Here is a 25,751-nt window from a genome sequence, read left to right on the forward strand (position 1 = left end):
ATGAGTTTTCTGACTGACCGCAAACGCGCTGTGGGCATGGGTTCGGCGAAATCCGGGGTGCATCATTTCTGGGCAATGAAGATGTCCAGCGTGGCGCTCTTGATCCTGATACCACTCTTCATCTTCATCATGGGCCCGGCGCTTGGCAGCTCGCACGAAGAGGTTCTGGCGACCTTTTCGCGGCCGTTCCCGGCTATCGTGGCGGCGCTGACGATCATCGTCGGCTTCAAGCATTTCCGTGACGGCGCGCAGGTGATGTTGGAAGATTACGTGCACGGCACCACGCAAAAGGTCTGCATCATCCTTCTGGCCTGCCTTTCCTATGGCGCCATGGCGACCGGTCTTTTCGCCATCGCCAAAATCGCCCTCTAAGCGGAGTTCCCCTTCATGGCTGCTTACGAATACGAGACACATGATTATGACGTGGTGGTTGTCGGTGCCGGGGGTGCCGGTCTGCGCGCCACATTGGGCATGGCCGAACAGGGGCTGCGCACCGCCTGCGTGACCAAGGTCTTCCCGACCCGCTCGCACACTGTGGCCGCGCAGGGCGGCATTGCCGCCTCGCTTTCGAACATGGGCCCCGATCACTGGCAATGGCACATGTATGATACGGTCAAGGGTAGCGACTGGCTGGGCGATACCGACGCGATGGAATACCTCGCGCGCGAAGCGCCCAAGGCGGTATATGAGCTGGAACATTACGGCGTGCCGTTCAGCCGCACCGAAGAGGGCAAGATCTACCAGCGCCCCTTTGGCGGCCACACCACCGAATTTGGTGAAGGCCCCGCGGTGCAGCGCACCTGCGCCGCCGCCGACCGCACCGGCCACGCCATCCTGCACACGCTTTATGGTCAGAGCCTCAAGAACAACGCCGAGTTCTATATCGAATATTTCGCCATCGACCTGATCATGACCGACGGTGCCTGCACCGGTGTGGTCTGCTGGAAGCTCGACGACGGCACCATGCATGTGTTCAACGCCAAGATGGTCGTGCTCGCCACGGGCGGCTATGGCCGCGCCTATTTCAGCGCCACTTCGGCCCATACCTGCACCGGCGATGGTGGCGGCATGGTTGCCCGCGCGGGGCTGCCCTTGCAGGACATGGAATTTGTGCAATTCCACCCGACGGGCATCTACGGCTCGGGCTGTCTGATCACCGAGGGCGCGCGCGGAGAGGGCGGGTATTTGACCAATTCCGAGGGCGAGCGCTTCATGGAGCGTTATGCGCCGCAATATAAAGACCTTGCGCCGCGCGATTATGTCTCGCGCTCGATGACGATGGAAATCCGCGAAGGCCGGGGCGTCGGCGACGGGGGCGATCACATTCACCTGAACCTGTCGCACCTGCCGCCCGAGGCGCTGAACCTGCGCCTGCCGGGCATCTCGGAAAGTGCCAAGATTTTCGCCGGGGTGGATGTAACCAAGGAACCGATCCCGGTGCTGCCCACGGTGCATTACAACATGGGCGGCATCCCGACCAATTACTGGGGCGAGGTGGTGAACCCGACCAAGAAAGACCCGCACGCGGTGGTACCCGGCCTGATGGCCGTGGGCGAGGCGGGCTGTGCGTCGGTCCACGGGGCGAACCGCCTTGGCTCGAACTCGCTGATTGACCTGGTGGTCTTTGGCCGTGCCGCCGCGATCCGTGCGGGCAAGGTTGTCGATGCCGACAGCGCCGTGCCTGCGACGAACACGGCGGAGGTCGACAAGGCTTTCGACCGGTTCGACGGGCTTCGCAACGCTGATGGTGCCACCCCCACTGCCGATCTGCGGCTTGAGATGCAGCGCACCATGCAGGAGGACGCCGCCGTCTTCCGCACCTCGAAGACGCTCAAGGAAGGTGTCGAGAAGATGGATGCCATCGCCGCCAAGCTGGGTGATATCAAGGTCACTGACCGCTCGCTCGTCTGGAACTCCGACCTGATGGAGACGCTGGAACTCACGAACCTCATGCCCAACGCCCTGGCCACCATCGCCGGGGCCGAGGCGCGCCACGAAAGCCGCGGCGCGCACGCACATGAGGATTTCGCCAAGCGCGACGATGAGAAATGGCGTGTCCACACCATCGCGCGGGTCGATGGCAAGAAGGTCAAGCTGGAATACCGCCCGATCATCGAAGACCCGCTGACCACCGAAAAAGAAGGCGGTATCAGCCTCAAGAAAATCGCCCCCAAGGAAAGAACCTTCTAATGCACAGACTTTTGACCATTGCGGCCTTTGCAGGGCTACTTACCGGCTGCCAGACAACCACCCAGGAGCCATCAACTCCGGTAGCGGCGCCCAAGCCGCAAACGGCGCCTGTTGAGGCATCGGATGTCATCATTAAAGAAGGTTCCGGATACATCGTAGAGGCGCCTATTCTTGTGGCGCTCGATGTCACTCAGAAGTGCCCCGGAGGTAAATTCGCATCGCTCTCCACGCGCGACGGGAAGACAACCAGCCTGCGGTTCAAGAGAGGGCAACGTCTTTCAGGAGAACAGGAAGTAGCCTTTATGAACTGTGTTAGGAAAATGCTGTCATGACCAATTGCTACCGGGCGTAAGGTTATTGTTCGCATGAATTACGCCAAAGCGCACATCGCTACGAAAATGTTGGTAGTAACCCTGCTGCTGACCAGCTGTACCGCTGCGAATGATGCCGCCGATGCGGTTGCGCGGGATCGGGCGAAGACCGTTGTGAATGGCATCGTTTCGGACAGATTTCCCGGCGTGAATTCTGCGCCGATTACCGATTGCATCATTGACGCGGCATCTGCTGGTGAGATCATCAGCATCGCCAGTGCCACCGTCACCGGCGTTGATCAATCCACGGTTAATCAAGTGCTTGAGATCGCTCAGCGCCCGGAGGCCGTGAACTGTATTGCCGAAAACAGCATCACTCTGCTGGGCATATGAAGGAGTTGAGAATATGGTCCAACTGACACTCCCCAAAAACTCGCGCATGACGACGGGCAAGACCTGGCCCAAACCCGAAGGTGCAAGCAATGTCCGCAAGTTCCAGATTTATCGCTGGAACCCGGATGACGGCAAAAACCCCAGCGTCGACACGTATTTCGTCGATATGGACAGCTGCGGCCCGATGATTCTGGATGCGCTGATCAAGATTAAGAACGAGATCGACCCGACGCTGACCTTCCGCCGCTCCTGCCGCGAGGGCATCTGCGGATCCTGCGCGATGAATATCGACGGCATCAACACGCTGGCCTGCATCTATGGCATGGATGAGATTCAGGGCGACGTGAAGATCTACCCGCTGCCACATATGCCCGTGGTGAAGGATCTGATCCCGGATCTGACGCATTTCTATGCGCAACATGCGTCGATCATGCCCTGGCTTGAAACCAAGACAAACCGTCCCGCGAAAGAGTGGAAACAGTCAATCGAGGACCGTGAGAAGCTTGATGGCCTCTATGAATGCGTGATGTGCGCATCCTGCTCGACCTCCTGTCCCAGCTATTGGTGGAACGGCGACAAATATCTTGGGCCCGCAGCACTGTTGCACGCCTATCGCTGGATCATTGACTCACGCGACGAGGCGACGGGTGAGCGGCTCGACGATCTGGAAGACCCGTTCAAGCTTTATCGCTGCCATACGATCATGAACTGCACCAAGACCTGCCCCAAGGGTCTGAATCCGGCCAAGGCAATCGCAGAGATCAAGAAAATGATGGTCGAACGCGCGGTTTAGCATCACTTTCCCACGAGAAGATCGTGGGCACATCACCGCTGGAAGATCACCGGGAACCAATCTTCGCGTAGCAAGTCGCCGGGCTGCATACCGTGACCCGGAAAAGGTGGTGAGGTCGGCCCGGGGCGTTCAATGTAACGGGCGTCATCCCCAACTAGACGTAACGAAAAGGCACGTCGGCGGGTTTCTGTCGTGTTTCCGCGCGCGCCGTGCAACGTGCCGTAATTGAACGCGACCGCATCGCCGGGTTCCATTTCCCATTCCTTGATATCCATGCCTTCCGCATCCGGGTCAGGCACCGGCATGTAGTCGTCTTCGTTTGGAAAGAAGCTTGTTTCGGCCAACCAGCGGGTGGGCAGAACGGGCTTTTCCCAGGCATGGCTGCCCGCGACACAGCGCAGGCTTGCGCCCTTGACTGCATCCACCGGCGACCAGAAGCTGACATTCTGGACACCGTCGACAAAATAGTATGGACCGTCCTGATGCCAGGGCGTCGGTTTGGACGTGCCGGGTTCCTTGACCAGAACGTGATCGTGGAAAACCTGCACGCGGTTCGATTTCATCAGATCGGCCGCAATTTCGGCGGCGGGGGAGGTGTGGATGACCTCTTCGAATTCGGGAATGCGGGTCCAGTTGCAATAGTCATCGAAGAAACGACCGCCTTCGCCCTTTTTGAGGTTTTCCGCAGCATAGGGCCCGGGATCGCTCATGTTGCGCTCAATCCCCGCGCGGATGGTGTGGACATGGTCTTTGAACAGACCCCTGATCAGCACGACGCCATCGCATTGAAATGTATCGACATGCTCTTGGGTGATAAGTGCGTGCATCGTTTTCTCCTCGTAACCGGAGGCAAGTTACGGTGGACTCAAATTAGCTTCAAATAATATCTATTCATTATATTATTAGTTACATGCTATATATTACGCTTCGCCAATACGAATACATCGTTGCCGTGGCCGATGCCGGCAGTCTAACCGATGCAGCGGCCCACCTGCATGTCTCTCAACCGTCTTTATCCGTCGCGATCACCCGGGTGGAACAGCGGCTGGGGGCGCTCGTTTTTGTCAGAGGCAAGGGCGCGGCGATCGAGATTACCCCCTTCGGTCATCAGATTGTTGCAGAAGCTCGGGGCCTGCTCGGACACGCCACCAGGCTTGAACGAAAACAGGATACGCAGGCGCCGTTTGTGCTGGCTTGTTTTGAAGATATCGCGCCGTGGTATCTCGCGCCCGCGTTGGAACGGTTGGAAGCGCAGTTCCCAGCGCTGGAAGTGCAGGTGAAGGAAGGGCGCTTTTCCGATCTGGCCACTGACCTTGCAGAAGGTCGGGCCGATGTCGCGATGTCCTATGATGTCGGGTTTGACGGGCAATTTGAGCGCCGGTCTATCCGAGAGGTTTCCCCGGTTGCGTTTTTGGCGTCGGATCATCCCTTGGCGACCAATGTCTCATTGTCGTTTGAAGAACTAGAGGATCATCCAATAATTCTGTTTGACGAGGATTTGTCCGAGGGGTTTATCCGTAACTTGTTTGATGAGATGCGATTGCAGCCAAAGATCAAACAACGCGTGAGGTCACTTGAAATGATGCGTTCGCTTGCCGCACACGCTGCGGACGTTGGCATCAGCTACTCGTGCCCACCCGGCGACATAAGCTATGATGGAAAGCCGGTTACAACCATTCCCATCTCGACATCCCAGGCTGCTGCAGAAATCGTCCTCGTGTGGTCTCGTTTGCGCGAAATGGATCATCAGTTTGTCGAAATCCTAGATCATCTGACTGAAACTCACAGTCCGGAATGATGGGCCACATCAAGTCGCACCAAGCGCCGTATCGGGCACTTTTGGCTCAAGGTCTTCGTTATTCGGTAAGCTTTTCTTTACGGAAACGGTCACATGGCTGTTCCGCGCCGGGCTTCACCTTGGGATCAGCGCCCAGTAATCCAGGTCCAGCATCACATGCGGGAGATATTTGCCGTCTTCACCCTTGAGTGTGAACGGCTCGCCGCCTTTGGTGGCCACCAGCCGCAGGCGCAGGGCGCCCACGCCCGGCGCGGTGGTTTCGGCCTTGTCCAGCACCTCGGACCAGGCCTTGATCGTATCGCCCGCATAGCAGGGGTTGGCGTGGGTGCCGCCGTTCAGCCCCGCAACGACCTGGGCATTGGCCAGCCCGTTGAAGGAAAGCGTGCGGGCCATTGAAATCACGTGTCCGCCATAGATCAGCCTCTGCTCGTCAGGGCGCGAACCCACGTCGAAATGCACCTTGGCGGTGTTCTGCCAGAGGCGGGTGGCCATCATGTGTTCGGCCTCTTCGACAGTGACGCCATCGACATGGTCGATCTTTTCGCCAATCGCGTAGTCACCCCAGCGATGCGGTTCGCCTGCGAGGGTGAAATCGTAATTGGTGAAGTCGAGGCCTTCGGGAACCACCAGATCGGACGCGCCAAGCGCAGGTTTCAGCGTCGGAATGACGGTCTCGGGTGCGGCGGCATTCATATCTCGTTTGCGCACCATCGCCCAGCGGATGTAATCCAGCACCACCTCATCGCGCTGATTGCGGCCGCGGGTGCGGACCCAAACCACGCCGGATTTACCGTTGGAATTCTGTTTGACCCCGATCACCTCTGACGTGGAGTGGATCGTGTCGCCCGGATAGACCGGCTTCAGCCAGCGGCCTTCGGCATAGCCCAGATTGGCCAGCGCGTTGAGCGATATGTCCGGCACGGTCTTGCCAAAGACCACATGGAACGCCGCGATGTCATCAAGCGGGCTGGCGGGCAGGCCGCAGGATCGCGCGAATTCGTCCGAGGAATAGAGCGCGTGGCGCGCCGGATATAGCGCATGATAAAGCGCCCGTTCGCCGCCCGAGACTGTGCGCGGGACCGCATGATAGATCGTTTCGCCGACGGTGTAGTCCTCGAAGAACCGGCCTGGGTTGGTCTTGGCCATAATCATTGCTCTCCCAGCTTCGTATCGGGCGTGTAGGTGCCGTCGGCCTCTTTCACCACCGCCTGACCGCAGCGCATGACGCCGTTGGCGTGGTCGTAGGCGTAGGTGGGATCGCCGTAAAGTTCCCAGCTGTTGTTCAGGGCATCCGTTACTTTGTGACAGAAGGCCGATGTGTCATCGGCGCTGAGGAAACGGTAGAGTTTCATGCATAGGTTCCCATGAACGGATTATGGCCGAGCCAGACATGGATGCCGGTGACGACAGCATAGATCACCAGCGTGATGATGGCGTTCTTGATGTCGCCTTTGAGGGTGCCGGGGGCCGGGCGTTCCCACGCGCCATCGCCGCTGTTGATCAGCAGCATCTGGATCACGGCCCAGAGGCCCAGCCCGCCGAAAAGCAGGATTGACGCCAGATCGCCATTCACCAGCAGATGGGCACAGGCAAAGATTACCATGCCGGTCAGCATCGGATGGCGGATCTTGTCGGCCAGCACGCCCTTGGCGCTGCCGATGCCGAAGAAAAACACGGCGATCAGCATCAGCAGGTTGTTGAGGTGGCCGATGCCGGGGATGGGCGTGTAGATGGAAGTGAATTCTGCCGCGCGGTAGCCCAGCACCATCAGTGCGACGCTGGCCAGAATGGTCAGGGCTATCGGGCCGCGGCCCTTGGTGCCCATCCGGGCGCGGGCCCCGGGGGCGAGGCGTTTGAAACTATGTGCGCCGATCCAGAGGATCAGGCCTAGGATGAGAAGGATCATGCTGTCTACTCCGCTGCCATTTCGGCGATTGCCCTCGATTTGGCCAGAATGCGTTGGGCGACGACCACGTGCAGGTTTTCGACAATCTGCCCGTCCACCACGGCAATACCCAGACCCGAGGCCTGACTTTCCTGATAGGCGGCAATCTGACGCTCGGCCAGATCTATTTCCGAGGATGTGGGAGCGAAGGCTGTGTTGGTCACGTCTATCTGCGCTGGGTGGATGAGCGTTTTGCCGTCAAACCCCAGATCGCGTCCCTGTTCGCATTCGGCTTTCAGCCCGTCACCATCGCGAAATCGGTTATAGACTCCGTCAATGGCGACGATCCGCGCGGCGCGGGCGGCCATGACGATCATCTGCAAGGCAGTCATCAGCGGCAGGCGGTCGGCGCGGGTGCGGCTGCCCAGATCTTTGGTCAGGTCATTCGTGCCGGTGACCAGACCCTGTACCCGTCCGTGGCTGGCAATATCGCGGGCGTTGAAAACACTGACCGGGGTTTCCATCATCGTCCAGATCGGCATTGACGGGTCCAGCAGATCCGCAAGGTTGTCTACATCCGACCGGGTATTGACCTTGGGCAGCAGAATCGCGTCGGCACCGGCATCGCGCAGCTCCTGCACATCTTCGAGCCCCCATTTGGTGGTCAGCGCGTTGATTCGCACGATTTTTGCGCGTTTGCCATAGCCACCATTGCGGAGTGCCTGGGCCAGCATTTGCCGGGCGTCGGCTTTTGCATCGGGGGCGACGGCATCTTCTAGATCGAAAATAATCGCATCGCAGGGCAGGGTGCGGGCTTTATCGAGCGCGCGTTCTTTCGAGCCGGGAATATAAAGGACCGACCGGTAGGGATGAGTGCTGGTGTCCATTAGTCAGGTCCTTATCGGCATAGTTTCCGCAACAATCTTGCGCAGAGATGCCATTTTTCAGCTAAAAACTTCAAGGATTTTTTTGCCGCAGCGCAGAATATGCCAGAAAATTTGAGGAACGGCCCCCGTATTAACCCTGTTTTGACATAGTTTTGTGCATGCTTTGTTCATGCAACGGCAGGGACCCACACAGAAAGGGTGTAAAAAATGAAAACGAAGACAATTATCTTTTCGGCGTTGGCCGTTCTGATTGCCGCTCCTGCGCTTGCCCAATCCGGGCAACATTGCGCGCCTCGTGACATGGTTGTTGACCGCCTGGCCAAGAAATACGGCGAGACGCGTCAATCGATGGGCCTTGGTGCCAATAATGCCGTGGTCGAGGTGTTCGCCTCGGACAAATCAGGCTCTTGGACCATCACCGTGACGTCGGCCAATGGTGTGACGTGTCTGGTCGCCAGCGGTCAGGCCTTTGAAGAGTTGGCCGAAGTGCTGCCTGCGGACGGCAACGACGCCTGAGGCGAATGACAGGTGCGCATCGCCAGCGCATCTTCGCCTCAGCTAAGCGCGTCCCAGATCAACTTGACCCCGGTCAGGCTGAGCGCCACGTAGGTGATGGCGAAAAACATACGCTCGCAGACGAGCCAATGGGCCTTGACGCCCAGCCAAGCTCCTAGAATGGCGAAGGGCGCGAGAAACAGATCGAACATCAGCGTATGGGCGGTGAAGATGTCCAGATACGCATAAGGTACCACCTTCACCACATTGAGTGCCGCGAATAGCAGTACGGTTGTGGCCTGAAAGGTGGTTTTGTCCAGCCGCTGTGATAACAGAAAAACCGCTGCTACCGGCCCGCCCGCATGGCTGAAGAAGCTGGTGAAGCCCGCGGCAATGCCTGCAAGCACACCCGCCCAATCGGGCAGCGGGCGGTCTGCCGCCCTGATCAGTCCGGCGCGGGTGCCGAATTGCCAGCCGACAAATCCCAGCGATATCCCCCCGATCAGTAAGCGGAACAGATCTGCATCCGCTACGGTGTAGAGCGCGGCGCCCAATGCCGTACCAAGAATGCCGCTCAAGAGCAGGGTGCGGGTATCCGGCCACGACCAGCGACGCCAGTAGGGACGCAGCGTGACTGCATCGATCAGCATCAAAAGCGGTAACATGATGCCAAGCGCCTGACCTGGCGGCAGCACCAGCGCTAGCATTGACACGCTGGCAAAGGCAGCACCCGAGCCGAAACCACCCTTGGAAATGCCGGCAAAGATTGCTGCTAGTGCGCCGAGGGCGATAGTGCCGATATCGTGTTCCACCATATCTGCTTTCGTAAAATCCTTATGTGCCACAGGTTTACCGATGTTTTGAGCTGCGCAACAGGCTTTCTGTCCTGTTATGCCGCAGCGCGGCACTCTTGCGCCCCGGGCGGAATGGGACTAGGCCCATATCCGAAATTTCAACCGACCGGAGATAAATCCAATGGCCAGACCGAAGATCGCGCTGATCGGCGCAGGACAGATTGGTGGGACGCTTGCCCATCTCGCCGCGCTGAAGGAACTGGGCGACGTCGTGCTTTTCGACATCGCAGAAGGCATTCCCCAGGGTAAAGCTCTCGACATCGCAGAATCTGGCCCAGCCGAGGGCTTTGATGCGGCGCTGTCTGGGACGCAATCTTACGAGGATATCGCCGGTGCGGATGTTTGCATCGTTACTGCCGGTGTACCGCGCAAACCGGGCATGAGCCGCGATGACCTGCTGGGCATTAACCTCAAGGTGATGAAATCCGTTGGCGAGGGTATTCGCGATCACGCCCCGAACGCTTTTGTCATTTGTATCACCAACCCGCTGGATGCGATGGTGTGGGCGCTGCGGGAATTTTCCGGTCTGCCGCATGAAAAGGTATGTGGCATGGCGGGCGTGCTGGATAGCGCCAGGTTCCGGCATTTCCTGAGCGAGGAGTTCGGCGTATCGATGCGCGATGTCACGGCCTTTGTTCTGGGTGGACATGGTGACACTATGGTGCCACTGACGCGCTATTCGACCGTGGCGGGTATCCCGTTGCCGGATCTGGTCAAGATGGGCTGGACCACGCAGGAGAAGATGGACGCGATCGTTCAGCGCACCCGCGATGGCGGCGCCGAGATCGTCGGCCTGCTGAAAACCGGGTCAGCCTTCTACGCCCCCGCGACATCTGCCATTGAAATGGCTGAGGCCTATCTGAAAGACCAGAAACGTGTGTTGCCCTGTGCGGCTCATGTGGACGGCGCGTACGGTTTGAACGGTTTTTATGTGGGTGTGCCCACGGTGATCGGCGCCGGAGGCATCGAAAAGGTGATTGATATCAAACTGAACAAGGACGAACAGGCGATGTTCGACAGCTCGGTCAATGCGGTCAAAGGCCTGGTTGAGGCCTGCAAGGGTATAGATAGCACGCTGGCGTAGGATCTGGTTTTCCAGACCAGGTCTTGGATGCGCGCTTTCGGGCGCGCATTTTTCATGTGGAGGCTACAAATGGGCATTTTTCGATGATCGTTCTGCTGCTGCTTTCACTGCTTCTGTGCATCCCTGGCGCCCTTGGCCTTTTAATGCTCAAATCCGACAATGAGCGGATGCGCAGAAAGGCGATGCTGGCGTGTTTTGCCGTGGCAGCCTTGCTCTTTGTCGGCTGGCTGGGACTGTTTGCCGCGGCTTTTGCCGGCTTTGGTTTCGGTGGTGGGGCACCGGCGGTGCTGGATATTGCCATCGCAACGTTCATCTTCACGCTGCCACTTCTCATTGCGGCGATATTCACGGGGTTTGCAGGGTATCTTCTGACCAAAGGAGAGGATGAAGATGATCTGTAAAACCGAAAACGAAGTCTACGTCGCCTTTCAGGTTATTCCCCGGGTGCGGGACGGCAATAATTTCGAAGTGGTCGATCAGGCGATTGAGGTGGTGAAAGAGGCTGGTGTTCCCTATCAGGTGGCGGCGATGGAAACCACGATGCGCGGCGATCTGGACCGTCTGTTGGAAATTGTGAAAAAGGCGCAACAGCGGTGCCTGGATGCGGGCGCGGTTGAGGTCATCACCAACATCAAGATCCACAATCGGACGCCGGAGGCCACCGATACCTTTTGCACTTATGACCGCGGCGTGACCAAAGCGAACCATATGTTCGTCGACCCCTGACACTTCCCCAAAACGATTCTTTTATTTTGCAGGGTGATATCAATATCCTGCCTTTTGTGATCACACGATTTATAGCTGTGATCACAAAATCGAAAAAATGCCACCAAATCACGGTCAATTGATAGAAAACGGTTTAACCCCTTGTTGGGGTTGTGGGTATATCGGGCATATTCGCAGCTAAACGGGATTTTTTCATGAACATCCATGAGTATCAGGCGAAGGCTCTGCTTCGCTCTTACGGCGCCCCTGTCTCGGACGGTCGTGTCGTTCTCCGCGCAGAAGAAGCCAAGACAGCCGCCGGCGAAATGGACGGGCCCCTTTGGGTGGTCAAGGCGCAGATCCATGCAGGCGGACGCGGCAAGGGCAAGTTCAAGGAGGCCGGCGCTGGCGATCAGGGCGGCGTGCGCCTTGCCAAATCGGTTGAAGAAGCTGCGGATGAGGCCAAGCGCATGCTGGGCCGCACACTGGTCACCAAGCAGACCGGCGAGGCGGGCAAGCAGGTCAACCGCATCTATATCGAAGACGGCTCGGGCATCGAGAACGAGATGTATCTGGCGTTGCTGGTCGATCGTCAGACCAGCCGCGTCAGCTTTGTCTGTTCGACCGAAGGCGGGATGGACATCGAGGAGGTGGCCCATGCGACCCCGGAAAAGATTCTGAGCTTCAGTATCGACCCGGCCACCGGCTATCAGCCATTCCACGGCCGCCGCATCGCGTTCCAGCTGGGCCTCAAGGGGCCGCAGGTCAAGCAATGCGTCAAGCTGATGGGCACGCTCTACAAGATGTTCCTGGAAAAGGACATGGAGATGCTCGAAATCAACCCGCTGATCACCACCGACAAGGGCGACCTCAAGTGCCTTGATGCCAAGATGGGATTCGACAGCAACGCGGTCTACCGCCACGCCGATATCGCCGAGCTGCGCGACGTTACCGAGGAAGACCCGAAAGAGCTGGAAGCGTCGAAATACGACCTGAACTACATCGCGCTGGATGGCGAGATCGGCTGCATGGTCAACGGTGCCGGGCTGGCGATGGCGACGATGGACATCATCAAGCTCTATGGTTCCGAGCCAGCCAATTTCCTGGATGTGGGCGGCGGCGCCACCAAGGAGAAAGTGACCGAGGCGTTCAAGATCATCACCTCGGACCCGAACGTCAAAGGCATTCTGGTCAATATCTTCGGCGGCATCATGCGTTGCGATGTGATCGCCGAGGGCGTGGTGGCCGCAGTGAAAGAGGTGGGCCTGCAGGTGCCGCTGGTGGTGCGGCTTGAAGGCACCAACGTGGAGAAGGGCAAGGAGATTATCAACAATTCGGACGTGGACGTGATCGCCGCCGACGATCTTAAAGACGGTGCTGAAAAGATCGTCAAAGCGGTGAAGGGATAAGAACATGGCCGTACTCATCGACGAAAACACCAAAGTTATCTGCCAGGGCCTGACCGGCTCTCAAGGTACGTTTCACACCGAACAGGCGATTGCCTATGGCACCAACATGGTTGGCGGCGTGACGCCGGGCAAAGGCGGGCAGACCCATCTGGACCTGCCGGTTTTCAACTCGGTACACGAGGCGAAAAATGGCACTGGCGCCAATGCATCGGTAATTTACGTCCCACCGCCCTTTGCTGCGGATAGTATCCTTGAGGCGATCGACGCCAAGATGGAGGTGATCATCTGCATCACCGAAGGTATTCCGGTGCTGGACATGATGCGGGTCAAGCGTGCGCTCGAAGGGTCCAGCAGCCGCCTTGTCGGGCCGAACTGCCCCGGCGTGATCACGCCCGATGCCTGCAAGATCGGCATCATGCCGGGCCATATCCACAAGCGCGGTTCGTGCGGAGTTCTCAGCCGCTCGGGCACGCTGACCTACGAGGCGGTCAAGCAGACCTCGGATCTGGGGCTGGGCCAGTCCACTGCCGTGGGCATCGGCGGCGACCCGATCAAAGGCACCGAGCATATTGACGTGCTGGAATGGTTTCTGGCCGATGACGAGACGCATAGCATTATCATGATTGGTGAGATCGGCGGCTCGGCCGAGGAAGAAGCTGCGCAGTTTCTCATCGACGAAAAGAAGAAGGGCCGCTGGAAACCCACCGCAGGGTTCATTGCGGGCCGTACTGCCCCTCCGGGCCGCCGCATGGGCCATGCAGGCGCCATCGTTGCCGGCGGCAAGGGCGGCGCCGAGGACAAGATCGAAGCCATGCGCGCCGCCGGGATCGTCGTGTCCGACAGCCCAGCCGGTCTGGGCGAGGCGGTGCTTGAGGCGATCGGCTAGTGCCTCCTATCGCAAATACCGAATGGCGGGGCTTGTTCCGCCCTTCGGTCTGGCGGGTTGAAGCCCGCCCTACCGCCCTGATGGGCGGATTTCGCTTTTTCCCAAGGTGACATCATGACTGAACAATCCCCCAACGACCAGTTTCATGCCTCCAGCTTCATGCAGGGGCATAATGCGGAGTATCTGGAGCAGCTTTATGCCCGATATGCCAATGATCCGAATGCCGTGGACGAGGCCTGGCAGGCGTTCTTCCGGGCTATGGGGGATGATGATGTCAGCATCAAACGCGAGGCGGCGGGGCCAAGCTGGGCGCGCGGTGACTGGCCGCCTGAACCCAATGACGACCTGACCGCCGCGCTGACAGGGGAATACCCTGCGGCCCCCGAGGCCAAGAGCGCGGGCAAGAAGATCGCCGCCAAAGCTGCCGAAAAAGGCGTGGAAGTCACCGAGGATGCGATTCAGCGGGCGGTGCTCGATTCAGTGCGGGCGCTGATGCTGATCCGTTCATACCGTATCCGGGGCCACCTCAATGCTGATCTGGATCCGCTGAAACTGTGGAACCAGCCCTACCGGCCCGAGTTGGACCCGAAATCCTATGGCTTTACCGAGGCCGATATGGACCGGCCAATCTTTATCGACAACGTGCTGGGCCTTGAAATCGCATCGATCCGTGAAATCCTCGAAATCGTCAAACGCACCTATTGCGGCACCTTTGCCTTGCAGTACATGCACATCTCGGATCCCGAGCAGGCCAATTGGCTGAAGGAACGCATCGAAGGCTTCGGCAAGGAAATCCAGTTCACCCGCGAAGGCCGTAAGGCCATTCTGAACAAGCTGGTCGAGGCTGAGGGTTTTGAGAAATACCTGCATGTCAAATACATGGGCACCAAGCGGTTCGGGCTGGATGGCGGCGAAAGCCTGATCCCGGCGATGGAACAGATCATCAAGCGTGGCGGCTCTCTGGGTGTACAGGACATTATCATCGGCATGCCCCACCGTGGACGGCTGTCGATTCTGGCCAATGTGATGGGCAAACCCTACCGGGCCATTTTCAACGAATTCCAGGGTGGTAGTTTCAAGCCTGAGGATGTCGATGGCTCGGGCGATGTGAAATACCACCTTGGCGCCAGTTCCGATCGGGAATTTGACGGAAACTCTGTGCATCTCTCGCTGACCGCCAACCCAAGCCACCTGGAAGCCGTCAATCCCGTGGTTCTGGGCAAGGTGCGCGCCAAGCAGGATCAGCTTAACGATGAAGACCGCACCAAGGTTATGGGCATCCTGCTGCATGGTGATGCGGCCTTTGCCGGACAGGGTGTCGTGGCTGAAGGATTCGGTCTGTCGGGTCTTAAGGGGCACAAGACCGGCGGTACGATGCACATCGTGGTGAACAATCAGATCGGCTTTACCACCGCGCCGCATTTCAGCCGTTCGAGCCCTTATCCCACGGATGTGGCCCTGATGGTCGAAGCACCTGTGTTCCACGTCAATGGCGACGATCCCGAAGCGGTGGTGCATGCTGCCCGCGTCGCGACCGAGTTCCGCCAGAAATTCCACAAGGACGTGGTGCTGGACATCATATGCTACCGCCGGTTTGGCCATAACGAGGGCGATGAGCCCATGTTCACCAACCCGATCATGTACAAGAAGATCAAAAAGCAGAAGACAACGCTGAGCCTTTATACAGACCGTCTGGTCAAGGACGGGCTGATCCCTGAAGGCGAAGTCGAGGATATGAAGACCGCGTTTCAGGCCTATCTGGCCGACGAATTCGAAGCGGGCACGAATTACAAACCCAACAAGGCCGACTGGCTGGATGGCAAGTGGTCGCATCTTGATCGCAAGGACGAGGATTACCAGCGCGGTGCTACCTCGATCAAACCAAAAACCTTCAAAGAGATCGGCAAGGCGCTTTCAACCGCGCCGGAAGGCTTCCCTCTGCACAAGACGGTTGGCCGACTGCTGGAAACCAAGGCCAAGATGTTCAAGACCGGCGAAGGGTTCGATTGGGCCACGGCCGAAGCGCTGGCTTTTGGCTCGCTGATGCTTGAGGGGTTCCCGGTGCGTCTTGCCGGGCAGGACTGTACCCGGGGTACTTTCAGCCAGCGTCATTCCGGGCTGATCAATCAGGAAACGGAAGAACGCTACTATCCGCTCAACAACATCCGCGCGGGTCAGGCGCAGTATGATGTCATAGATTCGATGCTCAGCGAATACGCGGTGCTGGGTTTTGAATATGGCTACACGCTGGCGGAACCCAATGCGCTGGTGATGTGGGAGGCGCAGTTCGGTGATTTCGCCAACGGCGCGCAGATCATGTTTGATCAGTTCATCAGCTCGGGCGAAAGCAAATGGCTGCGCATGTCGGGCCTCGTTTGCCTGCTGCCGCATGGGTTCGAAGGGCAGGGGCCCGAGCACAGCTCGGCCCGGCTTGAGCGGTTCCTGCAGATGTGCGGGGGCGATAACTGGATCGTTGCCAACTGCACCACGCCCGCCAACTATTTCCATATTCTGCGGCGCCAATTGCACCGGACCTATCGCAAACCGCTTATCCTGATGACGCCGAAATCACTGCTCAGGCACAAGCTGGCAGTCAGCAAGACGGATGAATTCACCACCGGCTCCAGTTTCCACCGGGTGCTGTGGGATGATGCGCAGCACGGAAACTCCGACACCAAACTGGTGGCGGACAGCAAGATCAAACGCGTGGTGCTGTGTTCCGGTAAGGTCTATTTCGATCTGCTGGAAGAGCGCGACAAGCGCGGCATCGACGACATCTATCTGATGCGGGTCGAGCAGTTCTATCCCTTCCCGGCCATCTCGATGGTGACCGAGATGAAGCGGTTCAAAAACGCCGATGTGGTCTGGTGCCAGGAAGAGCCCAAGAACCAGGGGGCGTGGTCCTTCATCGAGCCCAATATCGAGTGGGTCCAGACCCGGATCAAGGCCAAGCACACACGGCCTATCTATGCCGGGCGTCCGGCTTCGGCTTCGCCCGCGACCGGGCTTGCCAGCCAGCACAAAGCACAACAAGAAGCGCTGGTGGATGCCGCGCTGACCATCGAAGGGAAATAAATCATGACAACCGAAGTGCGCGTCCCAACGCTGGGAGAATCCGTGACCGAAGCCACCGTTGCCACCTGGTTCAAGAAGCCCGGTGATGCGGTCGCTGTCGATGAAATGTTGTGCGAGCTGGAAACCGATAAGGTGACTGTCGAAGTGCCAGCAACCGCCGCGGGCGTCATGGGCGAGATTGTCGCGAAAGAGGGCGATACCGTGGGCGTTGATGCGCTGCTGGCAACGATCACCGAGGGCGAAGGTGCCGCTCCCGCGCCGAAGGCCGAGGCGGCCGATCCAGCCCCGGCAAGTGGCGGCGGCGGCGAAAGCGTGGACGTGATGGTGCCCACGCTGGGCGAGTCGGTGACCGAGGCAACAGTTTCGACTTGGTTTAAGAAAGTGGGCGACAGCGTCGCGCAGGATGAAATGCTGTGTGAGTTGGAAACCGACAAGGTGTCGGTCGAAGTGCCGGCGCCCGCTGCGGGCACACTGGGCGAAATTCTGGCCAAAGAAGGCGATACGGTTCAGGCTGATGGCAAACTGGCGGTGATTTCGGGTGGCAGTGGCGCGGCAGCGGCTCCGGCGGCTGATGCTCCAGCTGCGGCGCCCTCCGCGTCCGGTGGTGGCAAGGATGTCGAAGACGCGCCGTCTGCCAAGAAAGCGATGGCCGAAACCGGGTTGTCATCAGATCAGGTCGAGGGTTCGGGTCGCGATGGCCGGGTGATGAAAGAGGATGTGGCCAAGGCCGCAGCGGCGGCGAGTGCGGCTCCCGCGTCGGCCCCAGCGGCTGCGCCGACTGCGCCCGCCCCGCGTGCCCCGGTGTCCGCCGATGACGCATCGCGCGAGGAGAGGGTGAAGATGACACGCCTGCGGCAGACCATCGCCCGCCGCCTCAAGGACAGCCAGAACACGGCCGCCATGCTGACCACCTATAACGAGGTCGACATGACCGCGGTGATGGCGCTGAGGAATGAATACAAGGAGGAGTTCCTGAAGAAACACGGCGTCAAGTTGGGCTTCATGTCCTTCTTCACCAAGGCGTGTTGCCATGCGTTGAAAGAGGTGCCTGAGGTCAATGCCGAGATTGATGGCACCGATATCGTCTACAAGAACTTCGTCCATATGGGCATCGCTGCCGGAACGCCCACGGGTCTTGTGGTGCCGGTCATCCGCGACGCCGACCAGATGGGCTTTGCCGCGATCGAAAAAGCCATCGCCGAGAAAGGCGCCCGCGCCCGCGACGGCAAGCTTTCGATGGCCGAGATGCAGGGCGGCACCTTCACCATCTCCAACGGCGGCGTCTACGGCTCGCTGATGTCCTCACCGATCCTCAATCCGCCGCAATCGGGTATCCTGGGCATGCACAAGATCCAGCAGCGCCCGATGGTGGTGAACGGCGAAATCGTCGCCCGCCCAATGATGTACTTGGCGCTGAGCTACGACCACCGCATCGTCGACGGCAAAGGCGCGGTGACCTTTCTTGTGCGGGTCAAAGACGCGCTCGAAGATCCGCGGCGGTTGCTGATGGATTTGTAAAATAGCCTCTCGGTGGCTCGGCACCGAAAAGCGGGTTGCGTCCGACCACTCGGTGGGTACAACTCGGATTACAAACTCGAGGTTTGAAAGTGATTGAAGGGGAGGAGACAAGCGTTGCGCTAAAAGATGCGGCCAGCGCAATGTCAAATATCGACTCGGCTAAAATTTTCTTTGGAATTACCCTACAGCGGCTGCAGGCGTCTTTTCCCGCTGCAGTCCATCTAACGCCTGATGACATCTGGCCGGAGTTTGAGCGTTTGGCGGGAAACGGGGAACTTTCATTAAGGCACTCCCGAGCCTCCAAAGTCTATTCTCTAAGCGACTTGGCAAAAAAACCTGAGCTGCAGCAATACTACACAAGGCAGATGCTTGCTTGGATGAAAGTCGAAGGATATTTGGTTTCAGATCCGATTAGTAATTTCAAATATGACTACATTCTTTCTTCGAAATCACTTGCATTGCTTAACCTATCACTCTCGGAAACAGAGGGAACACTAGGGGCGAAGCTGAAGCGCGTAATCGGGTCGATTGGTGACAAAGCAGCAGGCGAGATTGTATCAGACCTTGTTGGTCGCGCATTTGAAGCACTGCAAGGCTTATCCCCATGACCCCCGAACTTACCGCCCTCACCCTCGCCGCTCTGTTGCAGGTCGTGCAGCTTTGCCTCTATTCGGTCGCGGCGCAGAGGCAGGTGGGGCGAAAGACGGCGTTGAAGCCGCGCGATGAACCGGTTGAGCTGACCGGCACGTCGGGGCGCCTTCATCGGGCGATGAACAATCATTTTGAGGGGCTGATGCTGTTTGGCATTGCCTGTCTGGTGATCACGGTCACGGCACAGTCCACCGGGTTCACCGGCTTCTGCGCCGTCACCTATCTGATTGCCCGCGTGCTCTACATTCCTGCCTATGTCTTTGGCTGGGTGCCGTGGCGCTCGGTGATTTGGCTGGTGGGGCTGCTCGCCACAACGTCCATGCTGCTGGCGGCGCTGATTTGAGCGCATTGGTTGACCTTCCGGTAAATTCCGGGTCCACTTGGGCAAACGCCGCGCGGATATTTTATTGACGCGATAGCGGCGCAATACCGACGTGATACAGACGTCGAAAATCAGGGAAAGTGATCATGGCAAATTATGACGTTATCATCATCGGTTCGGGCCCGGGCGGCTACGTCTGTGCGATCCGTTGCGCGCAGCTGGGCCTGAAAACCGCCTGTGTCGAGGGGCGCGAAACACTGGGCGGTACCTGCCTGAACGTGGGTTGTATTCCATCCAAAGCATTGCTGCATGCGTCGCACATGTTGCACGAGGCCGAGCATAATTTTGCCAAGATGGGGCTCAAGGGCAAGTCACCCTCGGTCGATTGGCCGCAGATGCTGGCCTACAAGGATGATGTCATCGGCCAGAACACCAAGGGTATCGAATTTCTTTTTAAAAAGAACAAGGTAGACTGGTTGAAAGGGTGGGGAGAGATCCCCGAGGCCGGTAAGGTCAAGGTGGGCGATGAGGTCCACGAGGCCAAGAACATCATCATCGCGTCAGGCTCAGAGGCGTCGAACGTGCCCGGCGCGGATGTGACGATCGACGAGAAGATCGTGGTGACATCAACCGGCGCGCTGGAACTGGGCAAGGTGCCGAAGAAGATGGTGGTGATCGGGGCCGGTGTGATCGGGCTTGAGATGGGATCGGTCTATGCCCGGCTTGGGGCTGAGGTCACCGTGGTCGAATTCCTCGACGCGATAACGCCCGGCATGGATGCCGAAGTACAGAAAACCTTCCAGCGAACCCTGAAGAAACAAGGGCTCAAATTCGTCATGGGTGCGGCGGTGAACAAGGTCGAAACGCTCAAAACCAAGGCCAAGGTGCATTACAAGATCCGCAAGAATGATAAGGAAGAAAGCATCGACGCCGACGTGGTATTGGTCGCGACGGGCCGCAGACCCTATACCGACGGGCTGGGGCTGGAGGCACTAGGCATCGAGATGACCAAGGGCGGTCAGATCAAGACCGACGACCACTGGAAAACCAATGTGGACGGCATCTATGCGATCGGCGACGCCATCGCGGGCCCGATGCTGGCGCACAAGGCCGAGGACGAGGGCATGGCCGTCGCCGAGGTGATTGCTGGCAATCATGGCCACGTGAACTACAATGTCATCCCCGGTGTGATCTATACCCACCCCGAGGTGGCGACGGTGGGCGCAACCGAAGAAAGCCTGAAAGAACAGGATCATAAGTACAAGGTCGGCAAGTTTTCCTTCATGGGCAACGGCCGCGCCAAGGCAGTGTTTGCGGGGGATGGTTTCGTGAAACTTATCGCGGATGCCGAAACTGATCGCATTCTGGGCTGCCATATCATCGGCCCGGCGGCGGGCGACCTGATACACGAGGTTTGCGTGGCGATGGAATTCGGCGCCTCGGCCCAGGATCTGGCGCTGACCTGCCACGCCCACCCGACCTATTCCGAGGCGGTACGTGAAGCCGCGCTGGCCTGTGGCGATGGGGCTATACACGCCTGAAGGTCCATACGTAAATCCTGTTGGTGATCGGCCCTATTCTGCGGGCGGTATCACCTTGTCTTGCTTGTGCGGTTTCGGTTTCAGGCGCCGAAACGCCTTTTTGAACGGCACCAGGTAGAGTTTGGTGCAGGTGTCCATCTCGCCCGATTTCATACCGGCGACGCCGAATTTCACATCCTTGTTGTCCACGGGCATGATGTAGGTCCCAAAGATCACGTCCCAGACGGGGAACATGAAGGCGAAATTCTTATCGAAATGATCAGGGTGGCAGCTGTGATGCACATGGTGATGGGCGGGCGAAGGGAAGACCTTTGACCACATGCCCGGCCAGCGCAGCCAGATATGCGAATGGCGCAGATTGTAACCCATCAGGTTGAAAAGGAACATCAGGAGCGGCACGCCGAACACCGCAGGCATGCTGGGTACATAGTTCAGAACATTTGACGCCAGGCCAATAAAGGCACCGTATCCGGCCCCGAGCGCGACCTTGTAGAACAGGTTGTCAATCGGGTGCTCGCGAAAGTTTGATATCGGGTGCATCACTTCGGCACTGTGATGGACCTTGTGAAATTCCCACAGCACCGGGATCTTGTGTTGCAGGTAATGGGTTGTATAGGCGATCAGATCGCCGATGACGAAAAAGGCGAACATGTAACCCAGGGCAATCAGATAATCCGCTGGGCCGCTTTGTGCGTCGCCGATGCGCGCCATTTCGGCAAGGTTGGCGCCGCCGGTCACAAGAGCATAGGTCCAGGCAGAGCATCCGGCCAGCACGCCAAACAGCACGAAGTGGCCAATCAGGTGATGAAAGATGAAATAACGCACATCCAGCCAGGCCGAGGGGTGCGACCACACATGGCTGGGCAGCAGAAAGCTTAGAAAACTTTTGCTGTCGCGGGCTGTTTCAGGGCCGCTGACATGGTGCCTATTCCATTTGTAGATCAGAAAAGCAAAGCCGACGGCCGCCCCGAGGTAGATCAGAAACAACCGTTCTCCGGGATCCCAGAGGAAGCCGAAAAAATAGATGACGTAATCGATATATAGACCGATCAGACCCGTTAAGTGATCCATTCCTGCCTGCCTCTTTTTGTTATTTTGGCCCGCGTAAACTCAACCGAGTTCAGCTTATTTCTGTGAATTTTCTATGAAATTATGATGGCATTTACGGCTGTTGCTGAATTGTGGCGACGCCCGTCGGGATGTCGATACGGGCGCGCCAGCTAAAGAAACCGCCATCGCAACATGAGGTTACCGGCTTCTACGACTCCATCAGGGCCTGAATTTCGCCGTTGAAGAAGAAGTTTCGCCATTCCTCTCTTGCATTTCCTAGCATTTCCTCGTTGGCGGCGATGATGCGTAAGGCTTCGACGACAACATCGGGGCTTTGTGCCCCCAAACCGGTGGCACTGGCGATCGTTCCCCCTGACCGGGCCACCTCGACCAACCCTCTGATCTCGTTGGTGTCGACCTTGTTGCCTGGACATGATTTTGACGTTCTGGCGCTTTCGTCCAATATGTCGCTATCTACCAGAGTGTTCACTTCACGATGACCCAGGATATTTTCTGTCGGAACATTATATTTGTCGGCAAGCTTCACGAGCAGATTCACTAAAGACACTTTTTGAGCTTGCGTGAAGTCTGTGACGTTGCCGTGACCAACGCAACATATGCCCAATGAAATACTGTTTGCGCCCAATACCTGCGCGCCATTTCTGTTTTCCGCCCGGCCTTTTTCAACGGCGCCATCGGGTAGGGTGTCGTGGCGATCATCAATGATCACGTAATGATACCCAATTCCCGACCAGCCCTTGTCACGATGCCATCTATCGATTCGCCTGGCGTCGACGTTTCGAATGTCAGCGGCGGCAGTATGGAAAAACAAATACTTAACATTTGGCATTACAAATTTCTCCTCTAAATTGAGGCAAACACAATAGCACGACTTAATGGCGTTTCGAAATTGACCGCAGACCAGTAGGAAAACGAGGCTGTCTACCTACCACATCGTTTTGGCGGCACGGGCGCTCCAGGCGCTGTCATAGTCAGCGCCGCCTTCTTCACCCTCGGTCATTTCCGCAAGGATTGCGCCCGGTGTCGGCAGGCCCGCGCTGTCATCACGGCCCCACAATCCGGCGCGCAGCGGTGCGCGGGCGCATTGAGTGTAGATCTCGACTATGGCAATCACGATGACGGTTGCAGGCAGGCGAGACTTACGTTCGAAACGGCTGCGCAGGGTCTTGTCGGTTGCCAATCTGGCGGTCCCATTCACGCGGACGATCGTGTTTGACCCCGGCACCATGAACATCAGTGATATGCGGCCGTCCTCAACGATATTTCTAAGCGTATCTAGTCGGTTATTGCCGCGCCAGTCGGGCATCGCCAGGGTGCGTTCATCCAGTTCTGTGACCACCGGGCTGTCATCGCCGCGCGGGCTGCCATCGGTGCCGTTCGGGCCAACAGTGCTAAGCACGCAGAAGCGTGAGGTCATAATCCACTTGCGGTAAAGCGGTGTCAGCCGGTGCGCCACCTTGCGCAGTGCCGCTGCGGGGGGCTCGCCATAGAGCGCTTCAAGCGCGGTGATGTCTTCAACCCATTCCATCCGGTTCAAATCCCGCTTCTTTCATCAACCTGTTCGAGGCCGTTTCAATCTCATCTTCGAGCTTTGCCATGAATGTTGCCTTGTCGAGCCCTGCCTTGATCCGCGGCAGGAATTCGACCACTGCAAGACCGGGTTTGCGGTAAATGCCGCGCTTGGGCCAGAAGACGCCGACATTGGCGGCCACCGGCACGCAATCCTGCTGCAACTGTTCATAAAGCACGCCGGTGCCGACCTTATAGGGGGCTTTGACACCGGGCGCGATGCGGGTGCCTTGTGGATAGATGATCAACTGGCCGGGGTGCTGGCGCCCTTTCGCGACATCCGCGACCATTTTCTTGATTGCCTTGCCGCGCTGGCCGCGATTGACCGGTACACAGCCGATGCGAAGCCCATATTGGCCTATGACCGGGGCATACATCAAAATGCGTTTCATGATGAACTTGCCCGAGGGAATGGCGCCGAAAATCAGAATGATATCAAGGAAGGATTGATGTTTGGCTGCAACCACGACCTCGTCTGTTGGCGGCGTGCCGCGCACCTCGGTGCGCAGACCCACCATCCAGCGAGCGCTCCAGCGTATCCATCGGCACCAGGCATGGCAGCCCGCCAAAGCACCCCGGCGGCTAAAGATTGCCCAGGGAAAATAGAGAATACCAAGTACACCCATCATGACATAGGCCGAGATGGTGAAAATCAGCGAGCGCGTCCATTGCAGGGCATAGCTCATGTCATGTCCTTCAGGGTTCTGCGGGCCGCCGCGCGGGTGGCAATAAAGGCCACGATAGCAGCCAGCGGCGGGATGACCAGCGGCCAGAGCCAGTGCAGGCCGCGAAAGCCGAGGCCGGTCAGAAAACCGCCGCCGGTATCGGCAGAGGGCAAGAGAAGAATGGCGGCTGATCCCAGAATGACGCCAACCGTGGCACCACCAAGGGCGCGCAGGGTGAAGCGGCGCACAAAGGCACGGGCGATATAGACGTCGCGTGCACCGACAAGGCGCAGGACAGAGATTACCTGCGTGTTCGCTGCCAGCGCCGAATTCGCTGCCAGCGTGATCATCGCAGCGGTTGTCGCCATGATCAGACCCAGCGAGACCCAGCCCAGCAGCCGCAGCCGTTCGGCCGCCCGGATCAGCGGCCGCCGCCATCGCGTGTGATCGTCCAGAACCGCCCCCGGTACTTCGGCGGCAAGACGCAGCCGCAAGCCAGCGGGGTCAAACCCCTCGTCATCCTCAATGACTTCGATCAATTGCGGAATTGGCAGTGCCTCAATCGGCAGGTCGGGGCCGAACCACGGCTCCAGCAGGGCGCGTTGTTCATCATCGTCCAGGGCACGCGCGCTGGCGACGCCCTTGGTGGTCGCCAGCACGTTCAGCGCCGCCTCGGTCTGGGCGGTCATCTGGTCGGACGGGGCCGAGATACGCAAGGTCGAGCTGCGGGCCAGCTCATCCCCCCAGCGATCCGCCAGCCGCCCGGTTGCGAGCGATAATGCCAGCGCGAAGACCGCCAGAAATGCCATCGCGCCGGCGCTGAACAGCGTGAGCGTGGCGGTGTAGCCGGTCGGGGGCACGGCCTTGTCGGCCTGGGCATCACCCGCCAGCAATTCGATGACCTTACGGATGCTCGCACTCATAGATCAGCCCCCGCCGATTGCAGGCGACCGCCCGAGATGCGCAGCACCCGGCTTTGCACCTGTGACTTGGCGGCCCGAACCAGCGCCAGATCATGGGTGGCGATCATGATCGTCTTGCCCATGCGGTTAAGTTCCAGCAGCAGTCTCAACAGGCGTTGTGACATCTCCCAGTCGACATTGCCGGTGGGCTCATCCGCCAGGATCACATCGGGCGACATGATGATCGCGCGGGCCAGGGCGGCGCGCTGGCGCTCGCCGCCTGAAAGTTCGGGCGGTAGAGCCCCTGCGCGCTCGGTCAGGCCAACCCAGCTGGTCAGCTCTTTCAGGTTCGCGGCTTCTGCCTGCAGGTCACGCCCCGAAACCATCAGCGGCAGCGAGATATTGTCCGATACTGACAGGTGGTCGAGAAACTGGCAGTCCTGATGTACTACCCCCACACGTCTGCGGGTCATGGCGATGTCGTCACGCTCCAGATCCCGGACGTTGCGGTCAAACAGGGTTACGGTTCCGGAGGTGGGCAGCAGCGCACCATAACAGAGTTTCAGCAACGTGGTCTTGCCCGCGCCAGACGGGCCGATCAAAAAGTGAAACGATCCCGCATGAAGATTGAGCGATACGTCGCTCAGCAATTCACCCCCGCCATAGCCGTAGGCTACATTTTCCAGCTCGATCACCACCGCCCCCTTGTGCTCGTCTTAGCCCTAAATGCCTCAGAGGACACAGTTG

General features: G+C 58.5%; 29 protein-coding genes. 17 read left to right on the plus strand and 12 right to left on the minus strand.

Translation table 11 applies throughout. The features are described from left to right. From sdhD to LC334_RS05625, 5 genes are all read left to right on the plus strand, one after another. Complete coding sequence (gene sdhD, locus LC334_RS05605; protein ID WP_085799282.1) at positions 1-372, plus strand: succinate dehydrogenase, hydrophobic membrane anchor protein; 372 nt, start codon at positions 1-3, stop codon at positions 370-372. Positions 373-387: 15 nt separating this feature from the next. Beyond that, entirely contained in the window at positions 388-2,190 is a 1,803-nt protein-coding gene (sdhA, locus tag LC334_RS05610; RefSeq protein ID WP_085799283.1) for a succinate dehydrogenase flavoprotein subunit, read from the plus strand. Then, positions 2,190-2,522: a PQQ-binding-like beta-propeller repeat protein gene (locus LC334_RS05615; RefSeq protein WP_085799284.1), complete on the plus strand. Its 333-nt coding sequence runs from the start codon at positions 2,190-2,192 to the stop codon at positions 2,520-2,522. Before sdhA ends, LC334_RS05615 begins: the two co-directional genes overlap by 1 nt. Before the next feature lie 66 nt (positions 2,523-2,588). After that, positions 2,589-2,894 (plus strand): succinate dehydrogenase, encoded by a 306-nt coding sequence (locus LC334_RS05620; RefSeq protein WP_085799523.1) that lies wholly within the window; start codon positions 2,589-2,591, stop codon positions 2,892-2,894. Between the two features lie 13 nt (positions 2,895-2,907). After that, positions 2,908-3,687 carry a succinate dehydrogenase iron-sulfur subunit gene (locus tag LC334_RS05625; protein ID WP_085799285.1) on the plus strand — a complete coding sequence of 260 codons (780 nt, stop codon included), beginning with the start codon at positions 2,908-2,910 and terminating at the stop codon, positions 3,685-3,687. A gap of 32 nt (positions 3,688-3,719) precedes the next feature. On the opposite strand, the gene LC334_RS05630 is transcribed toward LC334_RS05625, so the two are convergent. After that, complete coding sequence (locus tag LC334_RS05630) at positions 3,720-4,514, minus strand: phytanoyl-CoA dioxygenase family protein (protein ID WP_085799286.1); 795 nt, start codon at positions 4,512-4,514, stop codon at positions 3,720-3,722. Positions 4,515-4,597: 83 nt separating this feature from the next. On the opposite strand from LC334_RS05630, the gene LC334_RS05635 reads away from it, so the two are divergent. Continuing rightward, entirely contained in the window at positions 4,598-5,485 is an 888-nt protein-coding gene (locus LC334_RS05635; RefSeq protein ID WP_085799287.1) for a LysR family transcriptional regulator, read from the plus strand. Positions 5,486-5,599: 114 nt separating this feature from the next. Here the strand turns inward: LC334_RS05635 and LC334_RS05640 are convergent, their stop codons facing one another. From LC334_RS05640 to LC334_RS05655, 4 genes are read right to left on the minus strand one after another with little or no spacing between them, the layout of a single operon-like run. Then, on the minus strand, positions 5,600-6,631 hold the full coding sequence (locus LC334_RS05640; protein ID WP_085799288.1) for a MaoC family dehydratase: 1,032 nt from the start codon (positions 6,629-6,631) through the stop codon (positions 5,600-5,602). A 2-nt stretch (positions 6,632-6,633) separates the two neighbouring features. After that, a complete protein-coding gene (locus LC334_RS05645; RefSeq protein WP_085799289.1) occupies positions 6,634-6,837 on the minus strand; it encodes a DUF1737 domain-containing protein in 204 nt (67 codons plus the stop codon). Further along, on the minus strand, positions 6,834-7,391 hold the full coding sequence (locus LC334_RS05650) for an NnrU family protein (protein ID WP_085799290.1): 558 nt from the start codon (positions 7,389-7,391) through the stop codon (positions 6,834-6,836). Before LC334_RS05650 ends, LC334_RS05645 begins: the two co-directional genes overlap by 4 nt. A gap of 5 nt (positions 7,392-7,396) precedes the next feature. Then, positions 7,397-8,257: an HpcH/HpaI aldolase/citrate lyase family protein gene (locus LC334_RS05655; protein ID WP_085799291.1), complete on the minus strand. Its 861-nt coding sequence runs from the start codon at positions 8,255-8,257 to the stop codon at positions 7,397-7,399. Between the two features lie 207 nt (positions 8,258-8,464). On the opposite strand from LC334_RS05655, the gene LC334_RS05660 reads away from it, so the two are divergent. Beyond that, positions 8,465-8,773, plus strand: coding sequence for a hypothetical protein (locus tag LC334_RS05660; RefSeq protein WP_085799292.1), 309 nt, complete (start codon positions 8,465-8,467; stop codon positions 8,771-8,773). A gap of 38 nt (positions 8,774-8,811) precedes the next feature. Here LC334_RS05660 and LC334_RS05665 read toward each other — a convergent pair whose 3' ends face one another. Then, positions 8,812-9,567 (minus strand): sulfite exporter TauE/SafE family protein, encoded by a 756-nt coding sequence (locus LC334_RS05665; protein WP_085799293.1) that lies wholly within the window; start codon positions 9,565-9,567, stop codon positions 8,812-8,814. A gap of 160 nt (positions 9,568-9,727) precedes the next feature. Between LC334_RS05665 and mdh the strand changes: the two genes are divergently transcribed. From mdh to lpdA, 10 genes are all read left to right on the plus strand, one after another. Then, positions 9,728-10,690 (plus strand): malate dehydrogenase, encoded by a 963-nt coding sequence (mdh, locus tag LC334_RS05670; protein ID WP_085799294.1) that lies wholly within the window; start codon positions 9,728-9,730, stop codon positions 10,688-10,690. A gap of 83 nt (positions 10,691-10,773) precedes the next feature. Beyond that, positions 10,774-11,091 (plus strand): hypothetical protein, encoded by a 318-nt coding sequence (locus tag LC334_RS05675; RefSeq protein ID WP_139836314.1) that lies wholly within the window; start codon positions 10,774-10,776, stop codon positions 11,089-11,091. Next, positions 11,081-11,416, plus strand: a complete 336-nt coding sequence (locus tag LC334_RS05680; protein ID WP_176237635.1) for a thiamine-binding protein — start codon at positions 11,081-11,083, stop codon at positions 11,414-11,416. Before LC334_RS05675 ends, LC334_RS05680 begins: the two co-directional genes overlap by 11 nt. Before the next feature lie 194 nt (positions 11,417-11,610). Next, positions 11,611-12,804 carry an ADP-forming succinate--CoA ligase subunit beta gene (sucC, locus tag LC334_RS05685; RefSeq protein WP_085799297.1) on the plus strand — a complete coding sequence of 398 codons (1,194 nt, stop codon included), beginning with the start codon at positions 11,611-11,613 and terminating at the stop codon, positions 12,802-12,804. A 4-nt stretch (positions 12,805-12,808) separates the two neighbouring features. Further along, positions 12,809-13,690: a succinate--CoA ligase subunit alpha gene (gene sucD, locus LC334_RS05690; RefSeq protein WP_085799298.1), complete on the plus strand. Its 882-nt coding sequence runs from the start codon at positions 12,809-12,811 to the stop codon at positions 13,688-13,690. A 114-nt stretch (positions 13,691-13,804) separates the two neighbouring features. Beyond that, complete coding sequence (locus LC334_RS05695; protein WP_085799299.1) at positions 13,805-16,765, plus strand: 2-oxoglutarate dehydrogenase E1 component; 2,961 nt, start codon at positions 13,805-13,807, stop codon at positions 16,763-16,765. Positions 16,766-16,768: 3 nt separating this feature from the next. Then, entirely contained in the window at positions 16,769-18,283 is a 1,515-nt protein-coding gene (odhB, locus tag LC334_RS05700) for a 2-oxoglutarate dehydrogenase complex dihydrolipoyllysine-residue succinyltransferase (protein WP_085799300.1), read from the plus strand. Between the two features lie 83 nt (positions 18,284-18,366). Further along, positions 18,367-18,891, plus strand: coding sequence for a hypothetical protein (locus tag LC334_RS05705; RefSeq protein WP_223412893.1), 525 nt, complete (start codon positions 18,367-18,369; stop codon positions 18,889-18,891). Then, complete coding sequence (locus tag LC334_RS05710; RefSeq protein WP_085799302.1) at positions 18,888-19,277, plus strand: MAPEG family protein; 390 nt, start codon at positions 18,888-18,890, stop codon at positions 19,275-19,277. The genes LC334_RS05705 and LC334_RS05710 overlap by 4 nt, the downstream gene beginning before the upstream one ends. A gap of 125 nt (positions 19,278-19,402) precedes the next feature. After that, entirely contained in the window at positions 19,403-20,797 is a 1,395-nt protein-coding gene (gene lpdA, locus LC334_RS05715) for a dihydrolipoyl dehydrogenase (RefSeq protein ID WP_085799303.1), read from the plus strand. 33 nt (positions 20,798-20,830) lie between these two features. On the opposite strand, the gene LC334_RS05720 is transcribed toward lpdA, so the two are convergent. The 6 genes from LC334_RS05720 to LC334_RS05745 form a co-directional block, all read right to left on the minus strand. Then, on the minus strand, positions 20,831-21,868 hold the full coding sequence (locus LC334_RS05720) for a sterol desaturase family protein (protein WP_085799304.1): 1,038 nt from the start codon (positions 21,866-21,868) through the stop codon (positions 20,831-20,833). Positions 21,869-22,055: 187 nt separating this feature from the next. Next, a complete protein-coding gene (locus LC334_RS05725) occupies positions 22,056-22,697 on the minus strand; it encodes an N-acetylmuramoyl-L-alanine amidase (protein WP_085799305.1) in 642 nt (213 codons plus the stop codon). Between the two features lie 96 nt (positions 22,698-22,793). Further along, the gene (locus tag LC334_RS05730) at positions 22,794-23,396 is read right to left on the minus strand and encodes a pyridoxamine 5'-phosphate oxidase family protein (RefSeq protein WP_085799306.1); all 603 of its coding nucleotides are present in this window, start codon (positions 23,394-23,396) and stop codon (positions 22,794-22,796) included. Beyond that, on the minus strand, positions 23,383-24,123 hold the full coding sequence (locus tag LC334_RS05735; RefSeq protein WP_085799307.1) for a lysophospholipid acyltransferase family protein: 741 nt from the start codon (positions 24,121-24,123) through the stop codon (positions 23,383-23,385). The genes LC334_RS05730 and LC334_RS05735 overlap by 14 nt, the downstream gene beginning before the upstream one ends. Next, a complete protein-coding gene (locus LC334_RS05740) occupies positions 24,120-25,025 on the minus strand; it encodes a cell division protein FtsX (RefSeq protein ID WP_085799308.1) in 906 nt (301 codons plus the stop codon). Before LC334_RS05740 ends, LC334_RS05735 begins: the two co-directional genes overlap by 4 nt. After that, positions 25,022-25,699: a cell division ATP-binding protein FtsE gene (locus LC334_RS05745; protein WP_085799524.1), complete on the minus strand. Its 678-nt coding sequence runs from the start codon at positions 25,697-25,699 to the stop codon at positions 25,022-25,024. Before LC334_RS05745 ends, LC334_RS05740 begins: the two co-directional genes overlap by 4 nt. Positions 25,700-25,751 lie beyond the last annotated feature (52 nt).

Source organism: Roseovarius aestuarii, from assembly GCF_019966515.1.
Taxonomy (GTDB): Bacteria; Pseudomonadota; Alphaproteobacteria; order Rhodobacterales; family Rhodobacteraceae; genus Roseovarius; species Roseovarius aestuarii.